The organism is Leclercia pneumoniae, from assembly GCF_017348915.1.
GTDB lineage: Bacteria > Pseudomonadota > Gammaproteobacteria > Enterobacterales > Enterobacteriaceae > Enterobacter > Enterobacter pneumoniae.
On record NZ_CP071383.1, the window covers coordinates 2066761 to 2087741 of the forward strand.

Sequence of the window (20981 nt, forward strand, 5' to 3'; positions counted from 1 at the left end):
ATCCACGAGAAAGGACTACCGATGACTCTACGCACGCCAATCCAGACCCGTTCCAAACTGCCGGATGTGGGCACCACCATCTTTACCGTTATCGGTCAGCTTTCGGCGCAGCATAACGCCATCAACCTCTCTCAGGGCGCCCCGAACTTCTCCTGCGATCCTAAACTGATCGCCGGCGTAACCCGCGCGATGGAGGCCGATCGCAATCAGTATGCGGCGATGACCGGCCTGGCGGCGCTGAAAACCCGCATCGCCGATAAAATCGAAGGTCTGTATGGCACCCGCTACGATGCCGAAAGGGAAGTACTGGTCACCGCCAGCGCCAGCGAAGGGCTTTACTCTGCCATCAGCGGTCTGGTGCATCCCGGGGATGAGGTGATCTATTTCGAGCCCTCGTTTGACAGTTACGCGCCGATTGTCCGTTTGCAGGGGGCGACACCGATCGCCATCAAGCTGACGGTGCCAGATTTTGCCGTCAACTGGGATGAAGTGCGGGCCGCCATTACGTCCCGCACGCGAATGATCATCATCAATACACCCCACAACCCGAGCGGGCAGGTCTTTTCGGCGGATGACCTGACGCAGCTGGCAACGCTGACGCGCAACACCGATATCATCATTCTTTCCGACGAGGTGTACGAGCATGTTGTCTTCGACGGCGTGCCACATCATGGCATGGCGACGCATCCGCAGCTGGCGGAGCGGAGCGTCATTATTTCGTCATTTGGCAAGACCTATCACGTCACCGGCTGGCGCGTAGGCTACTGTGTGGCCCCGGCAGAATTGATGGATGAGATCTGCAAGGTCCATCAATTTTTAATGTTTTCTGCCGATACTCCTATGCAGTACGCGTTTGCCGAGCACATGGCCGATCCGCAGACCTGGCTGTCGCTGGCGGCTTTCTATCAGCGTAAGCGCGACCTGCTGGTGAGCCTGCTGGCGGACTCGCCTTTCCGTCTGCTGCCGAGCGCCGGTTCGTTCTTCCTGCTGGCGGATTACAGCCACTTTAGCGATGAACGCGACAGCGAGATGGTGAAACGGCTGATTGTCGATTGTGGCGTCGCGACCATTCCCCTGTCGGCGTTTTACACGGATAGCACAGATAACAAACTGATTCGTCTCTCTTTCGCGAAAGATGAGGCCACATTACGGGCAGGTGCGCAGGCGCTATGCCAGGTTAAACCACGCTAAGGAGTACGGGTATGAAAGTAAATGCGTTCGTCGTCGGCCTGGGATTGCTCTGTTCTTTCTCCACCTTTGCCGCCACCGAATTACGTTACGGGGTCGAAGCGGAATATCCGCCGTTTGAAAGCCGCAATGCCTCAGGCGAACTGGAAGGGTTTGATATCGATCTGGGTAACGCCATCTGTGCCGCCGCTGCGCTGAAGTGCAGCTGGGTGGAGACGTCGTTTGACGCGCTCATCCCTGGGCTGGTGGCGAAAAAGTTTGATGCCATTAACTCGGCAATGAACATTACTGAAAAGCGTCGTGAAAGCATCGACTTCACGCAGCCCATCTACCGTATTCCCTCGCAGCTGGTGGGCAAATCGGGGATGGCGGTGGATGCCACCCCGGCCGGGCTGAAAGGAAAAACCATTGGCGTACTGCAGGGTTCTATTCAGGAAACCTACGCGAAAGAGCACTGGGAGAAGCACGGTGTCACCGTGGTGTCTTATAAAGATCAGAATATGGCATGGGGTGACCTGCTGAATGGCCGCATTGACGCTTCGTTGGTGATGTCGGCGGCCGGGCAGGCAGGTTTCCTTAGCAAGCCGCAGGGTAAAGGGTTTGGTTTTATTGGCAAACCCGTGTCTGACGACACGATCCTCGGCAGTGGTATCGGCTTTGGGTTGCGAAAAGGGGATGAAGCTTCCAGAAAGCAGCTCGATGCCGCTATCGATAAAGTCCGCGCTGATGGAACGATCGATAAACTGGCCCAGAAGTACTTCCCGGGTATCGATGTCAGCGTAAAATAATAGTGCGCCATACTGGCCCCTGCTGATGATGTCAGGCAGGGGTCCTTTTTATACGTAACTTTACCTCCGATTCAGCCTTTTCCCCTCGACAGAAAATATTTCTCGCTTTGTTCAGATAAACACCGACCAACAATTGGATTATTAACCGTTTTTGTTTAGGCTGTGCCCCTCTAAGGGTGCTCTTTTTTGCCGTCGTTTCGATCAACGCGAAACTCACATCCACGACCATAAGGACGTTTTTCCAGGCATGAATCGCAGACGTTTTTTACAAGGCTCACTGGCGGTCGCCGCGCTTAGCGGCACATCGGGTTTTGCGGCGCTGTTCTCCCGCGCAGCTAACGCAGCTGAATCGGATATTGCCGACGGTCTGAGCCGTCGCTTCGACTTCTCAGTGTTGCAGTCTATGGCCCACGACCTGGCGCAAAAACCCTGGGGAGGCGCACCGCGTGCGCTGCCTGAAACCCTTGCGACCCTCACGCCGCAGGCCTACAACAGCATTCAGTATGATGCAAAACACTCCCTGTGGAATAACATCGATAATCGTGAACTGGACGTGCAGTTTTTCCACGTCGGGATGGGTTTCCGCCGTCGCGTGCGGATGTTCTCTCTGGACTCCGCCACCTCCCAGGCACGCGAAATTCACTTCCGTCCGGAACTGTTTAACTATCACGACGCAGGCGTGGACACCCGGCAGCTGGAAGGGCAGAGCGATTTAGGCTTTGCGGGCTTCCGTGCCTTTAAAGCGCCTGAGCTGGCACGTCGGGATATCGTCTCCTTCCTGGGAGCGAGCTACTTCCGCGCGGTGGATGACACCTATCAGTACGGTTTGTCCGCCCGTGGCCTCGCCATCGATACCTTCACCGATTCGCCGGAAGAGTTCCCGGACTTTACCTCGTTCTGGTTCGAAACGGTCAAACCGGGCGATACCACCTTTACGGTCTATACGCTGCTCGACAGCCCGAGCGTAACCGGCGCGTATAAATTCGTGATCCACTGCGAGAACGATCGGGTGGTTATGGAGGTGGATAACCATCTCTTCGCCCGCAAAGACATTAAACAGCTCGGTATTTCGCCGATGACCAGTATGTTTGCCTGCGGCAACAATGAGCGCCGCATGTGCGACACCATCCATCCGCAGATCCACGATTCCGACCGTCTGGCCATGTGGCGCGGCAACGGTGAGTGGGTATGCCGTCCGCTGAATAACCCGCAAAAGCTGCAGTTCAATGCCTTCCAGGATAAGAACCCGAAAGGTTTTGGTCTACTGCAGTTGGATCGCGACTTCTCGCATTATCAGGACATTATGGGCTGGTATAACAAGCGTCCAAGTCTGTGGGTGGAGCCGCTGAACAAGTGGGGCAAAGGGGCCGTAGGCCTGATGGAGATCCCCACCACCGGCGAGACCCTGGATAACGTGGTCTGCTTCTGGCAGCCTGAAAAGCCGGTGAAGGCGGGGGATGAACTGGAGTTCCAGTATCGTCTGCACTGGAGCGCCAAACCTCCGGTGCGTTCACCGCTGGCCAACGTATTTGCTACCCGCACCGGCATGGGGGGCTTCCCGGAAGGCTGGGCACCCGGTGAGCACTACCCGAAAGTCTGGGCCCGCCGTTTCGCCATCGACTTTATCGGCGGCGACCTGAAAGCGGCCGCGCCAAAGGGGATCGAGCCGGTCATTACCCTCTCTAACGGCGAAGCGAAGCAGGTTGAGATCCTCTACGTCGAGCCCTTCGATGGCTACCGCATTCTGTTCGACTGGTATCCCACCAACGACTCGACCGATCCGGTTGAAATGCGCATGTTCCTGCGCTGCCAGGGGGATGCAATCAGCGAAACCTGGCTGTATCAATACTTCCCGCCGGCGCCGGACAAGCGTAACTACGAGGATGACCGCGTAATGCGCTAAAGGATGAAGCCCCTCTCTGACCGGGAGGGGCCGTAAACCCTCAATCCTGGGCGTAGCCGCCGCGGTCGTGGTTCAGTAGACTGACGCCACGTAAATCCACAAAACGTAGGCCCTATGACCGCTATCCCCCCTGAAATTATCCCCATTTCCTCCTCGCTTGAACTGCGCGCGGTAGAGGAAAGTCACGCCGCTGAGCTGTATAACCTGGTGATTAAAAATCGCGACTGGCTGCAGCAGTTTCTGGAGTGGCCGCAATATGTGGGGAGTGCAGAAGATTCGCTAAAAAATATCCAGAGTAACCAGATGCTGCATCAGCGCGGTTACGCCAAAATGTTCCTGATCTTTCTCGATAACGTGCTGGTGGGGGTGTTGTCGTTTAACGCCATTGAGCCGCTGAATAAAACCGGGTATATCGGCTACTGGCTGGATGAGGCGCATCAGGGGCAGGGGATCCTCTCGCAGGCGTTACAGGGCTTTATCCGCTATTACGCTGAACGTAAAGAGATTCGCCGTTTCGTCATCAAATGTCGCGTGGCGAACGCGGCCAGCAATCGCGTGGCGCTGGCCAATGGCTTTGAGCTGGAAGGGTGCCTGAAACAGGCTGAGTTTCTCAACGGGCACTACGACGACCAGAATATCTACGCCCGGATTGTCGAACTATAAGGCTCCCAGCAGCGGTGTGCGGATAATACGCTGCGCGCCGTTAATCACCTTAGCGCCGCGTAGATGAATGGCCTCGCCATCCAGGGCCTCGATCACCGCATCGTCGGTAATATCAATATGATGCTCGATCAGCACTTCGCCACGGATGCGCGCGCGTCCCTGAATCACCACCTTGTCATCAATGAGAATTGGCCCGCCGCTTAGCCACGCCTCGCCGCCAATCAGCACATGATGTTTGATGACGCAGTTGCCTTCCACGAGCGCATTTTCCGCCACCTGAGAGCTGTAGCGCAGGGTGGGGATGGCATCCTCCTCGCGCCCGGCGCGCAGGCGCGCATTGCCGTAGACTTTGGCGCAGTCACATACCCAGACGTTATTCAGATCATTGCCTTCCAGCAGCGCATTGTCGAAGACCTCAGCGCGATGCTCAATAAACGCCCAGTTCACAATAGCATTGCCGTAGATCTGCGCCTGATGCACCACGCGCGACTCGCTGACCGTGGCGTTGCCGTAGATTTGCAGAATCAGCTCCCGATCCGGAGTTAACCCTTTGGCGGCTATGACGACGCTGTTATGCAGAATGCGCGCATTACCGTAGAGATGACATTCGCCGCGCACTACGGATGCCTGAACCGTGACGTTGTCACACAGGCGGGCGCCGTGGCTGACCTCTGCGCCATCAACCCAGACGTTGTTCCCAATGCGGGCGTGATGGCTAATCACACAAGGCTGAGTGATCCGCGCGTTGCCGGTGACTTGTGCCCCGGCAAATACCACGCTGTTCTGGTCGTAGAGCCAGCAATCTCCCTCTTGCGATAAGGCTGCCTCGTCCTCAACCCAGCCGCCACGGCTGCCGCAGGGGACGTCGGCAAAATCCCGGGTGGCGATCAGCTGGCGGAGCGTCACGGACGATTTGTGGTCGCCGTCATGCCAATGGTGCAGGCGCGTTTCATCGCTAAGGCGGTATTTATTCATCAGGGTTTCCGCAGTTGTTCTCTTTACTAAACGTAGCAAACTTTACGTTGATCGAAAGAGTGGCATCCACAAATGAAACCCCTTAAAATAGCATTTCAAATATACTTTATAATTTAAAATAAATGTATAAAACTAACAAATTTGAACAAGTTCTTAACTTACCCTCCGGCTATTACGGCATGGTGCTGGGGATCATCGGCATGGGTTTCGCCTGGCGTTATGCCGGAACAATCTGGCCTGTAACGCGCTGGCCGGGGGAGATCCTCGTGGGGCTGGCGATAACCCTCTGGCTGCTGCTGACGGTGGCGTTTATGACCCGTGCGGTGCGCTTCCCGCAAAGCGTGCTGACGGAGATGCGCCATCCGGTGATGAGCAGTTTCGTCAGCCTCTTTCCCGCCACTACGCTACTGGTGTCAATTGGTGTGGTGCCCTGGTATCGCCCGTTGGCGCTGGTGCTGTTTAGCATCGGTGTAGTGGTGCAACTCAGCTACGCCGCCTGGCAGAGCGCCGGGTTGTGGCGCGGACGCCATCCGGAGGAGGCCACCACGCCGGGGCTGTATCTGCCCACGGTGGCCAATAACTTCATCAGCGCGATGGGCTGCGGAGCCCTGGGTTTTCACGATGCCGGGCTGCTGTTTTTGGGGGCAGGTGTCTTCTCGTGGCTGAGTCTTGAGCCGGTCATTTTGCAACGCCTGCGCAGCGCCGGAGAGCTGCCCCAGGCGTTACGCACTTCGCTTGGCATCCAGCTTGCCCCCGCGCTGGTGGCCTGTAGCGCCTGGTTTAGCGTGAACGGCGGCGAAGCAGATACCTTTGCCAAAATGTTGTTCGGCTACGGCCTGCTGCAACTGCTGTTTATGCTGCGCCTGATGCCCTGGTATTTGTCGCAACCCTTTAATGCCTCGTTCTGGAGCTTCTCGTTCGGCGTTTCGGCGCTCGCCACCACCGGCCTGCATCTGGGGCAGAGCAGTAGTACCGGACTGTTCCACGTTATTGCTATTCCGCTGTTTATTTTCACCAACGCGATAATCGCGCTGTTACTGGTTCGCACATTTATTCTGCTGATGCAGGGCAAGCTGTTAATTCGTACAGACAAAGCCTTACTGATGCAGACTGAGGAAAAAAAATGACTGTGATTGATGAGAACTACTTCACCGAAAAATATGGCCTGACCCGCACCCATTCAGAGGTGCTGTACAGCGCCGGGATTGTCAAACCGGGTAAAACACTCGACCTCGGCTGTGGTAACGGACGCAATAGTCTTTACCTGGCTGCGAACGGTTTCGATGTCACCGCCTGGGACAAAAATCCGGCCGGCATTAGCAACATCGAAAGCATCAAAGTCAAAGAGGGCATCACAACGCTGCAGACGGCCATCAAGGATCTCAACACCCTGCGCTTTGACGGCGAATACGATTTTATCCTCTCAACCGTGGTGATGATGTTCCTGGAAGCGAAGACCATTCCGGGTCTGATTGCCAACATGCAGGAGTGCACCAAACCGGGTGGGTACAACCTGATCGTGGCCGCGATGGACACCGACGATTACCCCTGCACGGTGGGCTTCCCGTTTGCCTTTAAAAGCGGGGAGCTGAGTGCGTATTATGCGGGCTGGGATCTGCTGAAATATAACGAAGACGTCGGTGAGCTACACCGCACCGACGCCGAGGGGAATCGCATTAAATTGCGTTTTGCTACTATGCTGGCGCGCAAACCGGCTTAACGGGCCGCCATCAGGCAGATTTGCAGCGCCGTGTTGTAAGAGGCCTCGAACGACGACAGCGGCAAGAACTCGAACTTCGAGTGGAAGTTATGCGCGCCGGTGAAGAAGTTCGGGGTCAGCAGCCCTTTGGCGGAGAGCGCAGCGCCGTCGGTACCGCCGCGCATTGGCGTCGGTTTCGGCGTAATGCCCAGGCTCTCCATCGCCGCAAACATCAGGTCAATGGCGCGACGGTCGTCACCCAACGCATTGCTGATATTGCTGTAGGTCTCTTCGATATGCCAGCTCACCCGTGCGGTGGGGTGTTGAGCCGCAATTTTCTCGGCTACGTCGGCAATTTGCGCCTTACGGGCAGCAAAGCTCTGCTGGTCGAAGTCGCGGATATTCGCCTTCAGAATGGCTTCGTTCTGTCCGGCCTGCATCCCCTGGAACCAGATGTAACCTTCCCGTCCTTCGGTGCACTCTGGCGTTTGCTGGCGATCGAAATGGTTGATGTAATCCATGGCCATCAGCAGCGGGTTCACCAGCACCCCCTTCGCCGACATCGGATGCGCGGTTACGCCGGTAAAGCGGATTTCCGCCGTGGCGGCGTTAAAGTTCTCGTAGACGATCTCGCCGATCTCGCAGCAGTCAATGGTCCAGGCGAAATCCACGTCGAAGCGTTTCAGATCCAGGGCTTTGGCCCCTAATAGTCCAATCTCTTCATCCGGCACGAAGGCGACCACGATATCGCCATGCGCATGTTCAGCGGTAAGGTTCTCCAGCAGGGTCATCACCACGGTGACGGCGGCTTTATTATCTGCCCCCAGCACGCTGGTGCCGTCGCTAAAAATAATCTCTTCATTCGGGTAAGCCCGTATTTCAGGATGCTCATCGACCCGCAGCCAAATATCTTTCACTTTATTCAGACAGAGATCTTCACCCTTAAAAGTTAATATTTGTGGATGAATATCCGGTGATAATCCGACGTCTACGGTATCAATATGGGTAATAAAACCAATGCGCGGAGCGCCTGGCACATTCCCTTTTTTTACCGCGGTAACGGTAGCAAATTCATCGATCACAATCTCATCCAGACCCAGTGATTCCAGCTCCTTCGCCAGTTCGCGCGCCATGTCATGTTGGCCTGGCGTAGAGGGGAGGGTTTTTATTTGAGCATCGCTCTGGCTGGTGATGGCGAGATAGCGAAAAAAGCGATGGGTTAATTGTCTGGATAGCGTCGAAGCCATAGTGAATCCTTCTTTATTCGTATTATCAGGTGTTTGCATGGTCACTTTAATGTTATTTATGAAATGGCAAAAGAATGATTAGCCGTCGAATTAAAAGACAGGAAAACGTGATGAAAAGCAAGCTCACAACTTTAGCTCTGGCCCTGGCCGCGCTGACGGTCAGTTCCACCGTTGCCGCCAAAACGCTGGTTTACTGTTCTGAAGGCTCTCCTGAGAACTTTAATCCGCAACTCTATACCTCGGGTACCAGCGTGGACGCCAGCGCGGTGCCGGTCTATAACCGTCTGGTCGATTTCAAACCCGGTACCACCGAGCTGGTACCGAGCCTCGCTGAAAGCTGGGACGTGAGCGATGATGGCAAGGTTTACACCTTCCATTTACGCAAAGGGGTGAAATTCCAGAGCAACAAATTCTTTACCCCAACGCGCGACTTTAATGCGGATGACGTGATTTTTTCATTCATGCGGCAAAAAGATGCGAAACATCCCTATCACAACGTCTCTAACGGCAGCTATTCCAACTTTGAAAGTCTGGAATTTGGCACACTGATTACCGCCATCGATCGCGTTGACGATAACACGGTACGCTTTACCCTGGCGCACCCGGAAGCGCCGTTTGTAGCCGATCTGGCCTGGTATTTCGCCTCAATCTTGTCGGCAGAGTATGCCGATGCGATGTTAAAAGCCGGTACCCCTGAGAAGGTCGATATGAATCCAATCGGTACCGGGCCGTTTAAACTGGCGCAGTACCAGAAAGACTCCCGCATCCTGTTCACTGCCTTCCCGGAATACTGGCAGGGTAAAGCGAAGCTCGATCGATTGATCTTTAGCATCACTCCGGATGCCTCCGTGCGGTTCGCAAAGCTGGAAAAGGGCGAATGTCAGGTAATGCCTTTCCCGAACCCCGCCGACCTGCCGCGAATGAAAGCCAACAAAGATCTTAACCTGATGAGTAAGGCGGGGCTGAATACCGGCTTCCTGGCCTTCAATACACAAAAAGCGCCGCTGGATAATCTGAAGGTGCGTCAGGCGCTGGCCATGGCGATCAACAAACCGGCGATTATCGACGCGGTCTTCCACGGTACCGGCACCGCCGCGAAAAACCTGCTGCCGCCGGGCGTCTGGAGCGCAGATAGCGAACTGAAAGATTACGACTACGACCCTGAAAAAGCGAAGGCGCTCCTGAAAGAGGCCGGTTTTGCTAACGGTGTGACTATCGATTTATGGGCTATGCCGGTACAGCGCCCCTATAACCCGAATGCGAAACGGATGGCCGAAATGATTCAGGCCGACTGGGCGAAAATTGGCGTGCAGACCAAAATCGTCACTTACGAATGGGGCGAATACCTGAAGCGGGTGAAGAGCGGAGAGCATCAGGCGGCGCTGATGGGCTGGACCACCGCGACCGGCGATCCGGATAACTTCTTCGGGCCACTCTTTACCTGTACCTCTGCAAACGGGGGATCGAACTCGGCGAAATGGTGTTATCAGCCCTTTGATAAAATCATTGCTGAAGCAAAAACGATCACCGATCAGGGTAAACGCGCGGCGCTGTATAAAGAGGCGCAACAGATGATGCACGACCAGATGCCTGCGGTCATGATTGCCCACTCAACAATATTCGAACCCGTACGTAAAGAGGTTACAGGTTACGAAATTGATCCTTTCGGCAAACATTTATTCTGGCAAGTAGATATTAAGTAACCCAAACAAACTGCCTGTCGCCCTGGCGGGCAGTTTTTTTCCGAAATACATTCCGTCCCCTTTTTTTGTCACAACGCGTGATTAATAGTTTTGCTATAACTTGAATTGCATATCTACAATCCACAGGGACATACCCATTATGCGTACCAAAACTTTATTCAAAGTTGCAGCGCTCTCTGGCCTGCTCATGTTGACAGGTTGTGCATCAAAAGTGGCAGAACCTAATCAATATTCAGGCTTTTTAAAAGACTACTCCGGCCTTCAGCAAACCACCTCCGCATCGGGTAAACCCACCCTGCGCTGGGTCGATCCTGCTTACGACAAATCTAAATATGACAGCATTATCTGGACGCCAATCACCTATTATCCAACGCCAAAACCCACCACGCAGGTAGGTCAACGCGCGCTGGATGATATTCTGGCGTATACCAATACCAAAATGAAAACGGCAATTGGTCAGCGGAAACCTATTGTGACCAAGCCTGGCGCGCATAGTCTGATCTTCCGCGGCGCCATTACCGGTGTTAGCTCGCAGAAAGAGGGGCTGCAGTTCTATGAAGTGGTCCCTGTGGCGCTGGTGATTGCCGGTACGCAAATGGCCAGCGGCCACCGCACCATGGATACGCATCTCTTCTTTGAAGGCGAGCTGATTGACGCGCAGACCAATAAACCGGTCATTAAGGTAGTGCGTATGGGCGAGGGTAAAGAGCTCAATAATGAGAAGTCGCCAATGACGCTGGCGACGTTGAAACAGGTGGTGGACGACATGGCGACAGACGCCACCATGTTTGATGTTCACAAAACGATGAAATAATGCCTCTCTTCCGGCCTGCACGCAGGCCGGAATTTTTACGCCAGCCGTGGGCGTCTGAACCAGGTTTCTGATTTCGCAAACATCACCAGGTTTCCGGTTAAGATCAACAGTAAGCCCGCAATCGCATTCGCATGCCAGATATATCCCTCATAGACCGTTGAAAATGACAACGCCACCAGCGGGAACAGCAAGGTGCTGTAAGCCGCTTTGCCCGCGCCAATACGCCCAACCAGAGTGAAATAGGCACCAAAAGCAATCACCGAGCCAAACAGCGCCAGATAAAGCAGCGCGCCCATATAGCTCAGCGTCCACTCGGGTGCGAAGCTATCCCCGCGAATGAGTGCAATCGCGCCCATAACCAGTGTGCCATACAGCATCGCCCAGGCGTTGGTGGTCATGGTCTCGAGCCCGTTACGCTGATGACGTAAACTGATCATATTCCCCAGCGAGAAACCGTAGGTACCCAGCGCCGACAGGGCGATACCGAAGAGGAGACCTGCATTCCAGCCGCTGGCGATGAGATCGCTCCAGAAGAGGGTGATAATACCGAGCAGGCCCATCGCCGCCGCCAGGTAAAAGCGTGCAGGCGGGCGCTGACCAAAAAACAGATAACTATTCAGCGCGTTATAGAGTACCGCCATTGAGAAAATGACCGACTCCAGGCCGGTATTGATATAGGAGGCGGCGGTATAGAAACACCAGAAATTAAAACAAAAGACGCAGCAGCCCTGTAATAGACAGAACAGGTGGTCGCGCAGGTGAATTTTACGCAGGCGTCGCAGCGCCAGCAAAACGAGCATGATGGTGGCGGTCGCGACGGCAAAGCGCCAAAAAATAGAGACGGGCGCCGCAACGGGCCCTTGCTGTAAATAGATCGCAATCCAGGTTGTTCCCCAAATGATGACCACCAGACCGTATAATAGTGCGTTCATATTCTCTCTCCGAGCCTGACATCAACGGCTCTCTTCGTTGTCTGTAATGGCCTGAGTATGCGGCTTGCGGTCCTGGGCGGCTTGCACCGCCTTGCGCAAGACTTGCAAATTCTTGCGCTTTTTTATCGCCATAGCGAAGTGAGGGGTGGCACTGGTACTACGTTCTTTTTAAACTGATGAGCTCTGGTTAACGGGAGTGTTGGGCGATATGGCTGAGATGTACGGTGCCTTTGAAAATCTGCGCAGACATAAAGCGGTGCTGCATAACGCTGTTGCGCTCAATTCGGGGATCCAACTGGCGGCCTGGTCCAACAAACGCGATACCATCACCCAGTATTGCGATCACCACACTCTGAGTCTGTACGTGGCCGACGGCTACGAGAGTTACCACAAAACCTCGGCCGGGTGGAAAAACGGCGGCGGGCCGGACCGCTTTTGCCTGATGCCAAAAGAGAGTGAGTCGAGCTGGGATATTCGCGATGACTTATCTTTTGTGCATCTGTATTGCACCGATGCCCATCTGCGCGAGGTGGGTGAAAAGATCTGGGACAAAAGTCCGTATGGCTTTACCCTGGATGAAAACCTGTTTGGTGACGACGAAAAAATTACCGCGCTCTATCGCCACTTCATTCTGGGCTGCGACTGGGGGCAAAAGGCGAATCAGCTAACCCTGAGCAGCGCCTCCACGCTGTTGCTCACCCATCTGGTACAGCATTACAGCAATGTGCAGTGGCGGCTCCCCAACGTCACCGGGGGGTTATCACCTTTTACGCTGCGCAATGTACTCAGTTATATTGAAGAGAACCTGGCTGCCGCATTAACCCTGGCGGATCTGGCTACCCAGGCGAGCCTGAGTGAGTACCACTTCGCGCGCATGTTCCGCCAGTCGATGCAGATGGCACCGCATCAGTATGTGATGCAGCGCCGGATGGATAAGGCCAGAAGGCTGGTCACCTCTACCCAGCTTCCCCTGACGGAGATTGCGCTGGCCTGCGGTTTTAGCTCTGCCAGCCACTTCAGTAATCGCTTTCGCAGCGTTATGGGAATGACGCCCTCGCAACTACGCGCGGCGCGGGCGTAACAGCACCAGATAACACACCCCGCCTGCCACCAGCCCCCAGAACGCCGAACCAATACCGCCCAGCGTGACGCCGCTTGCCGTTAGCAGAAAGGTCACGATAGCCGCATCACGTTCCCGCTCGTTGTGCAGGGCCTGATAGAGGCTCCCGCTAATGGTGCCCAGCAGCGCCAGCCCAGCCAGCGTCTGGATCCAGCTTAGCGGCAGCGCCGCCATGACGCCGGTGATCGACCCGCCGAACACCCCCGCCAGCAGATAAAAAACGCCTGCGGCAGCGGCGGCCAGCCAGCGTTTGTCAGGATCGGGATGGGCATCCGGACTTTGACAGATCGCGGCGGTGATCGCGGCAATGCAAATCGAGTAGACGCCCAAGGGTGCGAGCAGCAACGCCAGGCCGCCGGTGGCAATGATTAGCGGCGAGACGGCAACCGGGTATCCAGATGCTTTCAGGGTGGCGAACCCCGGCGCGTTCTGCGAGGCCATGGTCACAAGGAAAAAAGGGATTCCGATGCTGATCAAGGTTGTCAGCGTGAAAGAGGGGGCAATGAACTGGGGCATCACCAGCGTCAGAGTTAACTTTTCTGTGACAACGTCACCATTAAGTCCTGCTACCGCTGCGCCCACCAGCAGCGTAGCGACAATGGCATAGCGTGGAGCCACAGCCTTTGCCGCCAGCCACGCCAGCAACATGCTGCCACAGAGCACCAGATGCCCGTCCATATTGCTGAAGGCCTGCAGGCCAAAGCGCAGCAGGACCCCGGCCAGCATGGCGGCGGCCAGCGAGTGGGGGATGATTTTCATCAGACGGGCAAATAATCCGGTGACACCGCAGAGTAAGATGAGCGCATTGGCAAAGATAAAAATGCCGATGGTTTCCGCTAAGGTCACCCCCTGCAGGCTGGTCGCCAGCAGCGCGGCGCCCGGGGTCGACCAGGCGGTGAGCACCGGGGCTTTATACCACCACGAGAGGAGCAGGGTGCTGATCCCCATCCCCATTCCCAGTGCGGTCATCCAGCCTGCGATTTGCGTTGGCGTTGCCCCCGCCGCCGCAGCTGCCTGCCAGATGATGGCGGCAGAGCTGGCATAGCCGACCAGCACGGCAACGAAGCCGGATAACACCGTGGGAAATGTGAGAGAAACGGCCCGCATGGCGGCTCCTTGTGCGTTATAACATACGGGGAATGTATCACTGTGCGCTATAGCATACAAGTGGTACACTCGGGCCAACGGGAGGGGTTATGGACATCACGCAACATCTTGCTACAACACTGAAAACATTACGCCAGGCGCGAGGCTGGAGTCTCTCCAGACTGGCGGAAGAGACCGGCGTATCGAAGGCGATGCTCGGTCAGGTGGAGCGCAACGAATCCAGTCCGACGGTCTCGACCCTGTGGAAAATCGCCACCGGCCTGAATGTCCCGTTTTCGACTTTTATTAGCCCGGAGGCCGAAGCGCAGCCGGTATTCGACCCACAGCACCAGGCGATGGTGATTAAACCGTTGTTTCCCTGGGATGATGAACTGAAATATGACCACTTTTCCATCACCCTGGCCCCGGGCGCCTGCAGTGAATCCACGCCGCATGAGGCGGGCGTAGTGGAGCATGTTGTGGTGATCAGCGGCGAACTGGAGATGAAAATCGACGGCGAATGGCGGCGTATTCTCCCGGATACCGGCGTCCGTTTTGCGGGCGATAAACCGCACGCCTACCGCAACAGCAGCGAGCAGCAGGTGCACTTTCACTCGCTTATCCATTATCCCCGCTAAACCTACGCAAAACGATTCCGTTGCCGCAGACTTCTGACTACAATAGCCGCCATTTTGACCATAACGGATAACGACGAAGTATGCGCCTGCAATCCCATCATCTTGAACTTTTGAGCCCGGCTCGTGACGCCGCTATTGCCCGTGAAGCGATTCTTCACGGTGCCGATGCGGTCTATATCGGCGGCCCGGGTTTTGGCGCTCGCCATAATGCCAGCAACAGCCTGCGCGATATCGCCGAGCTGGTGCCATTCGCCCATCGCTACGGGGCGAAGGTGTTTGTGACCCTGAACACCATACTTCATGATGATGAGCTGGAGCCGGCGCAACGCATGATCGCCGACCTGTACCAGACCGGCGTGGATGCGCTGATTGTGCAGGATATGGGCGTAATGGAACTGGATATCCCGCCGATTGAACTGCATGCCAGTACCCAGTGCGACATCCGTAGCGTCGAAAAAGCGAAATTTCTCTCTGATGCCGGCTTTAGCCAGATTGTCCTGGCGCGCGAGCTGAACCTGAATCAGATCCGTGAGATCCACCAGGCCACCGACGCCACCATTGAATTCTTTATTCACGGTGCCCTCTGCGTGGCCTATTCAGGTCAGTGCAACATCTCCCACGCGCAGACCGGGCGCAGCGCCAACCGGGGTGACTGCTCGCAAGCCTGCCGCCTGCCGTATACCCTGAAAGACGATCAGGGGCGCGTTGTTGCCTTTGAAAAGCATCTGCTGTCGATGAAAGATAACGACCAGACGGCAAACCTGGCGGCGCTGATCGACGCGGGGGTGCGCTCCTTCAAAATTGAAGGGCGCTACAAAGACATGAGCTACGTTAAGAATATCACCGCGCACTATCGTCAGATGCTCGACGCCATTATTGACGATCGCGGCGATCTGGCGCGCGCCTCGTCCGGCCGTACCGAGCACTTCTTTATTCCTTCTACCGATAAGACGTTCCACCGCGGTAGCACAGACTACTTCGTGAATGCGCGCAAAGGTGATATCGGCGCGTTTGACTCGCCGAAATTTATCGGCCTGCCGGTGGGTGAGGTGCTGAAGGTATCGAAACAACACCTGGACGTGGAAGTGACCGAGCCGCTGGCGAACGGCGATGGTCTGAATGTGATGATCAAACGTGAAGTCGTGGGCTTTCGCGCTAATACGGTGGAAAAAACGGGTGAAAACCGCTATCGCGTCTGGCCGAATGAAATGCCGGCCGATCTGCACAAAATCCGTCCGAATACCCCGTTAAACCGTAACCTGGACCATAACTGGCAGCAGGCGCTGCTGAAAACCTCCAGCGAGCGCCGCGTGGCGGTGGATATTGAACTGGGCGGCTGGGAAGAACAGTTGATTCTGACTATGACCAGCGAAGAGGGGGTGACTGTTACCCATACGCTGGACGGGCAGTTCGATGTGGCAACCCATCGCGAGAAGGCGCTGAGCAACCTTAAGGATGGCGTGGCGAAACTGGGCCAGACTATCTACTACGCGCGCAATATCGAGATCAACCTGGCGGATGCCCTTTTTGTGCCTAACAGCCTGCTGAACCAGTTCCGCCGTGAGACGGCAGATAAGCTCGACGCGGCGCGTCTGGCAAGCTACCCCCGCGGCAGCCGTAAGCCCGTCTCGGTGCCGCCGCCGGTCTATCCGGATACCCATCTCAGCTTCCTGGCTAACGTCTATAACCACAAGGCGCGGGCATTTTATCAGCGTTATGGCGTTGAGCTAATTGACGCAGCCTATGAGGCGCATGAAGAGAAGGGCGACGTGCCGGTGATGATCACCAAGCACTGCCTGCGTTTTGCCTTTAACCTCTGCCCGAAACAGGCGAAGGGCAATATCAAGAGCTGGAAAGCGACCCCGATGCAGCTGGTGAATGGCGACGAGGTTCTGACCCTGAAGTTCGACTGCCGCCCCTGCGAGATGCACGTGATCGGCAAAATGAAGAATCACATCTTCACAATGCCGCAGCCGGGCAGCATTGTGGCCTCAGTCAGCCCGGACGAGTTGATGAAAACCCTGCCGAAACGCAAGGGCGTGTAATTAACGAAAATGGGTGTCGGGTTTGCGTGACTTCTGCCAGTGCTGATGTTCGCGCAGCCCCTCGGCAGACTCTTGTGCCACGGCCCGTAGTTCATCGCTGTCGGCTTCATTACGCAGCTGATGTTCGACACTCTTTACCCAATAATACTCATGCCCTTTATGCCCGGCCATTAACTGGCCGGAGAAGAGGGCGCAGGTCAGCATCACAATCGATAACGTTTTTGTATACATCAGGCCACCATCGGTTTACGTTTCCGGGCTATGATGCCGATAGTTCCTTCAGGTTATTATTCAACTCTTCAAATCCAGGCAAGGATTTGTCAGGATTCGTGCAAAGCCCTCCGCAGAGGGCTTTTTTCAGTGCGATTTGAATCCGGCGGCAGTCATCAGCAGGCGGAAAAACATCCCCACCAGCACCAGTGCCAGTACGCTGCCACCCCAGATAACGGCCAGCCAGAACAGGCGTTTCCAGACAGATTGCTGCATCAGTGATATCCCTCCCCGGGTTGTACCTTCCCACGAAATACGTAGTAGCTCCAGAAAGTGTAGACAAGGATTATCGGGATAATGAGGAGCGCCCCCACCAGCATAAAGCCCTGGCTTTGCGCCGGCGCGGCGGCCTGCCAGAGAGTGATAGAAGGCGGAATGAGATGTGGCCAGATGCTGATCCCAAGCCCACTGAAGCCGAGAAAGACCAGCCCTAAGGTCAGGACGAACGGCAGCGTATGGCTGCGCGGATTATGCAGGCAGCGCCATTGCCAGAGGCTCAGCGCCGCCACTAACACCGGCACGGGCAGCAGGAAGAAAAGATTCGGTAGCGTAAACCAGCGGTCAGCAATGGCCGCGTGTGCCAGCGGGGTCCAGAGACTGATGATAGCGATCACCCCCAGCAGCGCCATCAGCAGGCGTCTGGAGAGCTGCCGCATCCGTTGCTGCAGCGGGTTTTCACTTTTCATCACCAGCCAGCTGGCACCTAACAACGCATACGCCACTATTAGCCCCAGACCGCAGAAAAGATTAAAAGGGGTGAACCAGTCAAAGGGGCCGCCGCTGTAGGCGCGATGGGTAACCGGAAAGCCATTGATTACCGCGCCGACCACAATCCCCTGGGTGAAAGTGGCAAGCAGCGAACCGCCGATAAAGGCTTTATCCCAGAATGGCCGGTGGGCAGGGGGCGCTTTAAACCGAAACTCAAAGGCCACACCGCGAAAAATCAGCCCGATGAGCATCAGCGTCAAAGGAATGGTGAGCGCATCGATGATGACCGCGTAGGCCAGCGGGAAAGCACCAAACAGCGCAGCACCGCCGAGGACCAGCCAGGTTTCATTGCCATCCCAGACCGGGGCGACGGTGTTGACCATCACGTCGCGATCGTCCGGATCGCGCACGGCGGGAAAAAGAATGCCAATCCCCAGGTCAAAGCCATCCATCACGATATACATCAGGGTGGCAAAGACGATAATGACAAACCAGATCAGGGAGAGATCGATACCCATTATGGTGTCTCCTTTGTATCAAATGCTGTACTGGCGGCTGAAAGCGGACGCGCGGGGCGGCCATCGGTTTCGCTCGGGAAGGTTTCGTCATCCTGCGGCCCTTTTTTGATCAGGCGTACCATGTAGCTGTAACCCACGCCAAACACCGAGGTGTAGACGAGGATAAAGGCCAGCAGGCTGACGCTCATATGCAGGTCGCCATGTGCAGAGACCGCATCTTCGGTGCGCTGCAGGCCATACACCACCCAGGGTTGACGGCCAACCTCAGTCGTCACCCAACCGGCCAGGATGGCGATCAGGCCTGACGGCCCCATCAGCAAGGCAAACCACAGGAATGGCCGGGATTGATAAAGCCGTTTTCGGTAGCGCAGCCACAGGGCGATGGCACCGAGGGTGAGCATTAACATGCCCAGCCCGGCCATGATGCGAAATGACCAGAACACCAGGGTGGAATTAGGACGATCCGCTTTCGGGAACTCTTTCAGGGCCGGAACTTGCTTATCCAGACTGTGGGTCAGGCTCAGGCTGCCCAGGGCTGGGATCGCCAGACCATAGCGGGTGCGCTCCTGCTCCATATCGGGCAGACCAAACAGCAGCAGTGGCGTCGGTTCGCCTGGCAGGTTTTCCCAGTGTCCTTCGATAGCGGCTATTTTCGCAGGCTGATATTTCAGGGTGTTGAGACCGTGCATATCGCCAATCATGGCCTGCAGCGGAGCGACAATGAGCGTCATCCACAGTGCCATGGAGAACATTTTGCGAATCGCCGGCGTGTTATTGCCGCGCAGCAGATGCCAGGCCGCCGAAGCACCCACGAATAGCGCGCTGCTCAGGAAGGCGGCAATCGACATGTGTAGCAGGCGATAGGGGAAAGAGGGGTTAAATACGACGGCGAACCAGTCTACCGGAACGACCACGCCGTTGATGATTTCATGGCCCTGCGGCGTCTGCATCCAGCTGTTGGAGGCGAGGATCCAGAAGGTGGAGATCAGCGTGCCCAGCGCCACCATACAGGTTGAGAAAAAGTGCAGCCCAGGCCCGACTTTCTTCCAGCCAAAGAGCATCACCCCGAGGAACCCGGCTTCGAGGAAGAAGGCAGTCAGCACTTCATAAGTGAGGAGGGGGCCGGTAATACTGCCAGCGAACTGAGAAAAGCCGCTCCAGTTAGTGCCAAACTGATAAGCCATGACCAGGCCGGAGACCACGCCCATGCCAAAATTAACGGCAAAGATCTTCGACCAGAAATGATAAAGCGAGCGCCAGACCGGATTTTTGGTTTTTAGCCATAATCCCTCCAGAACCGCCAGATAGCTGGCGAGCCCGATGGTGATCGCCGGGAAAATAATGTGGAAGGAGACCGTAAAAGCAAACTGGATCCTTGCCAGGTGAAACGCATCTAAACCAAACATGCACAACCTCAAAGTCAATCGTTGTGCAGACAGGGTATAGCGGGATGATGAGAAGTATCAGACGCAGAAAAGGGAAATTTACCTATAACAGTTGATGCCGTTAACGATTTTTATGGTTCTGTTATAGGTCAAGTAACGGGGCTCTCGCCCCGTTAGAGACTTAATCCCGCCAGCCCATCCCCGGCGCAACATGCTTCAGTATGGACTCAATAACATGCACGTTATACTCCACGCCCAGCTGATTCGGTACGGTCAGTAATAACGTATCCGCTTCAGCGATGGCTTCGTCCTGTTTAAGCTGTTCGATCAGCTTATCCGGCTCAGCGGCGTAGCTGCGTCCGAAAATAGCGCGGGTTTTCTCATCCAGATAGCCCACGCTGTCGCTTTCGTTGCGGCTGGCACCGAAATAGGCGCGATCCTGCTGATTCATCAGGGCAAATATACTGCGGCTAACCGAGACGCGCGGCGTGCGAGTATGGCCGGCTGCAGCCCAGGCCTCGCGGTAGGCACGAATCTGTTTTGCCTGTTGAATATGGAATGGCTCGCCGGTCTCGTCGTCTTTTAACGTCGAACTTTGCAGATTCATTCCCAGCTTCGCTGCCCACTCCGCCGTCGCATTCGATCCTGCGCCCCACCAGATTCGCTCGCGCAACCCTTCGGAATGGGGTTCCAGGCGCAGCAGGCCCGGTGGGTTAGGGAACATCGGCTGCGGATTTGGCTTCGCAAAGCCCTCTCCACGCAGGACATCCAGCAGCACCTCGGTATGATGACGCGCCATGTCTGACTCGTTCTCGCCTTCGGCAGGGACATAGCCAAAGTAGCGCCAGCCATCTATGACCTGTTCCGGAGATCCACGGCTGATACCTAACTGAAGCCGCCCACCCGAAATGAGATCGGCCGCACCCGCATCCTCCGCCATATAGAGGGGATTTTCATAGCGCATGTCGATAACGCCGGTACCTATCTCGATTCGCTGGGTCTTTGCGCCAATTGCAGCCAGCAGCGGGAAGGGGGAGGCGAGCTGACGGGCAAAATGATGCACCCGGAAATAGGCGCCATCGGCTCCCAGTTCCTCCGCTGCGACAGCCAGATCGATGGACTGCAACAGCGCGTCGGCGGCAGAGCGGGTACCGGACTGCGGAGAGGGAGTCCAGTGACCAAAAGACAAAAATCCAATCTTTTTCATGACAGGGGTATCCTGGTTAAAGGTGTCATCGACAGGCGACTACCCGCCGGAATTGATCTTTACTTTACCCCTAAGTAGATGAGAATAAATGC

20 protein-coding genes are annotated in these 20981 nt (G+C 55.8%); 11 read left to right on the forward strand and 9 right to left on the reverse strand.

Going from position 1 to position 20981, the window contains the following annotated elements:
* Positions 1-21: 21 nt before the first annotated feature.
* From JZ655_RS09965 to rimL, 4 genes are all read left to right on the forward strand, one after another.
* On the forward strand, positions 22-1191 hold the full coding sequence (locus JZ655_RS09965; RefSeq protein ID WP_207293709.1) for a pyridoxal phosphate-dependent aminotransferase: 1170 nt from the start codon (positions 22-24) through the stop codon (positions 1189-1191).
* Positions 1192-1202: 11 nt separating this feature from the next.
* Positions 1203-1976 carry an ABC transporter substrate-binding protein gene (locus tag JZ655_RS09970; RefSeq protein ID WP_046885350.1) on the forward strand — a complete coding sequence of 258 codons (774 nt, stop codon included), beginning with the start codon at positions 1203-1205 and terminating at the stop codon, positions 1974-1976.
* Between the two features lie 247 nt (positions 1977-2223).
* On the forward strand, positions 2224-3879 hold the full coding sequence (locus JZ655_RS09975; RefSeq protein WP_207293710.1) for a glucan biosynthesis protein D: 1656 nt from the start codon (positions 2224-2226) through the stop codon (positions 3877-3879).
* 123 nt (positions 3880-4002) lie between these two features.
* The gene (gene rimL, locus JZ655_RS09980; RefSeq protein ID WP_154298827.1) at positions 4003-4542 is read left to right on the forward strand and encodes a 50S ribosomal protein L7/L12-serine acetyltransferase; all 540 of its coding nucleotides are present in this window, start codon (positions 4003-4005) and stop codon (positions 4540-4542) included.
* On the opposite strand, the gene ydcK is transcribed toward rimL, so the two are convergent.
* The gene (gene ydcK / locus JZ655_RS09985; RefSeq protein ID WP_207293711.1) at positions 4537-5517 is read right to left on the reverse strand and encodes a YdcK family protein; all 981 of its coding nucleotides are present in this window, start codon (positions 5515-5517) and stop codon (positions 4537-4539) included. The two genes, rimL and ydcK, sit on opposite strands and share 6 nt — an antisense overlap.
* A 122-nt stretch (positions 5518-5639) precedes the next feature.
* On the opposite strand from ydcK, the gene tehA reads away from it, so the two are divergent.
* A complete protein-coding gene (tehA, locus tag JZ655_RS09990; RefSeq protein WP_207293712.1) occupies positions 5640-6644 on the forward strand; it encodes a dicarboxylate transporter/tellurite-resistance protein TehA in 1005 nt (334 codons plus the stop codon).
* A complete protein-coding gene (gene tehB, locus JZ655_RS09995) occupies positions 6641-7237 on the forward strand; it encodes a tellurite resistance methyltransferase TehB (protein WP_207293713.1) in 597 nt (198 codons plus the stop codon). Before tehA ends, tehB begins: the two co-directional genes overlap by 4 nt.
* Here tehB and pepT read toward each other — a convergent pair.
* Positions 7234-8463, reverse strand: coding sequence for a peptidase T (gene pepT, locus JZ655_RS10000; protein WP_207293714.1), 1230 nt, complete (start codon positions 8461-8463; stop codon positions 7234-7236). The genes tehB and pepT overlap by 4 nt on opposite strands.
* A 110-nt stretch (positions 8464-8573) precedes the next feature.
* Here pepT and JZ655_RS10005 point away from each other — a divergent pair, with 110 nt between their 5' ends.
* Positions 8574-10166: an ABC transporter substrate-binding protein gene (locus JZ655_RS10005; RefSeq protein WP_040075542.1), complete on the forward strand. Its 1593-nt coding sequence runs from the start codon at positions 8574-8576 to the stop codon at positions 10164-10166.
* A gap of 139 nt (positions 10167-10305) precedes the next feature.
* The gene (locus tag JZ655_RS10010; protein ID WP_207293715.1) at positions 10306-10980 is read left to right on the forward strand and encodes a DUF3313 domain-containing protein; all 675 of its coding nucleotides are present in this window, start codon (positions 10306-10308) and stop codon (positions 10978-10980) included.
* Positions 10981-11015: 35 nt separating this feature from the next.
* On the opposite strand, the gene JZ655_RS10015 is transcribed toward JZ655_RS10010, so the two are convergent.
* On the reverse strand, positions 11016-11912 hold the full coding sequence (locus JZ655_RS10015) for a DMT family transporter (protein ID WP_207293716.1): 897 nt from the start codon (positions 11910-11912) through the stop codon (positions 11016-11018).
* 208 nt (positions 11913-12120) lie between these two features.
* Between JZ655_RS10015 and JZ655_RS10020 the strand changes: the two genes are divergently transcribed.
* Positions 12121-12993, forward strand: coding sequence for a helix-turn-helix transcriptional regulator (locus tag JZ655_RS10020; protein WP_207293717.1), 873 nt, complete (start codon positions 12121-12123; stop codon positions 12991-12993).
* Here JZ655_RS10020 and JZ655_RS10025 read toward each other — a convergent pair.
* Positions 12973-14139 carry a benzoate/H(+) symporter BenE family transporter gene (locus JZ655_RS10025; protein ID WP_207293718.1) on the reverse strand — a complete coding sequence of 389 codons (1167 nt, stop codon included), beginning with the start codon at positions 14137-14139 and terminating at the stop codon, positions 12973-12975. The two genes, JZ655_RS10020 and JZ655_RS10025, sit on opposite strands and share 21 nt — an antisense overlap.
* An 89-nt stretch (positions 14140-14228) precedes the next feature.
* On the opposite strand from JZ655_RS10025, the gene JZ655_RS10030 reads away from it, so the two are divergent.
* Together JZ655_RS10030 and JZ655_RS10035 are read left to right on the forward strand one after the other, a co-directional pair.
* Positions 14229-14756, forward strand: coding sequence for a helix-turn-helix domain-containing protein (locus tag JZ655_RS10030; RefSeq protein WP_207293719.1), 528 nt, complete (start codon positions 14229-14231; stop codon positions 14754-14756).
* Between the two features lie 80 nt (positions 14757-14836).
* The gene (locus JZ655_RS10035) at positions 14837-16801 is read left to right on the forward strand and encodes a peptidase U32 family protein (protein WP_207293720.1); all 1965 of its coding nucleotides are present in this window, start codon (positions 14837-14839) and stop codon (positions 16799-16801) included.
* Here the strand turns inward: JZ655_RS10035 and JZ655_RS10040 are convergent, their stop codons facing one another.
* From JZ655_RS10040 to JZ655_RS10060, 5 genes are all read right to left on the reverse strand, one after another.
* Positions 16802-17032 carry a DUF2554 family protein gene (locus JZ655_RS10040; protein WP_207293721.1) on the reverse strand — a complete coding sequence of 77 codons (231 nt, stop codon included), beginning with the start codon at positions 17030-17032 and terminating at the stop codon, positions 16802-16804.
* Positions 17033-17158: 126 nt separating this feature from the next.
* Positions 17159-17287, reverse strand: a complete 129-nt coding sequence (locus JZ655_RS10045; protein WP_207293722.1) for a DUF2474 domain-containing protein — start codon at positions 17285-17287, stop codon at positions 17159-17161.
* Positions 17287-18297, reverse strand: a complete 1011-nt coding sequence (cydB, locus tag JZ655_RS10050) for a cytochrome d ubiquinol oxidase subunit II (protein WP_207293723.1) — start codon at positions 18295-18297, stop codon at positions 17287-17289. The genes JZ655_RS10045 and cydB overlap by 1 nt, the downstream gene beginning before the upstream one ends.
* The gene (locus JZ655_RS10055; RefSeq protein WP_207293724.1) at positions 18297-19703 is read right to left on the reverse strand and encodes a cytochrome ubiquinol oxidase subunit I; all 1407 of its coding nucleotides are present in this window, start codon (positions 19701-19703) and stop codon (positions 18297-18299) included. Before JZ655_RS10055 ends, cydB begins: the two co-directional genes overlap by 1 nt.
* 160 nt (positions 19704-19863) lie before the next feature.
* The gene (locus tag JZ655_RS10060; RefSeq protein WP_207293725.1) at positions 19864-20889 is read right to left on the reverse strand and encodes an LLM class flavin-dependent oxidoreductase; all 1026 of its coding nucleotides are present in this window, start codon (positions 20887-20889) and stop codon (positions 19864-19866) included.
* Positions 20890-20981: the final 92 nt, after the last annotated feature.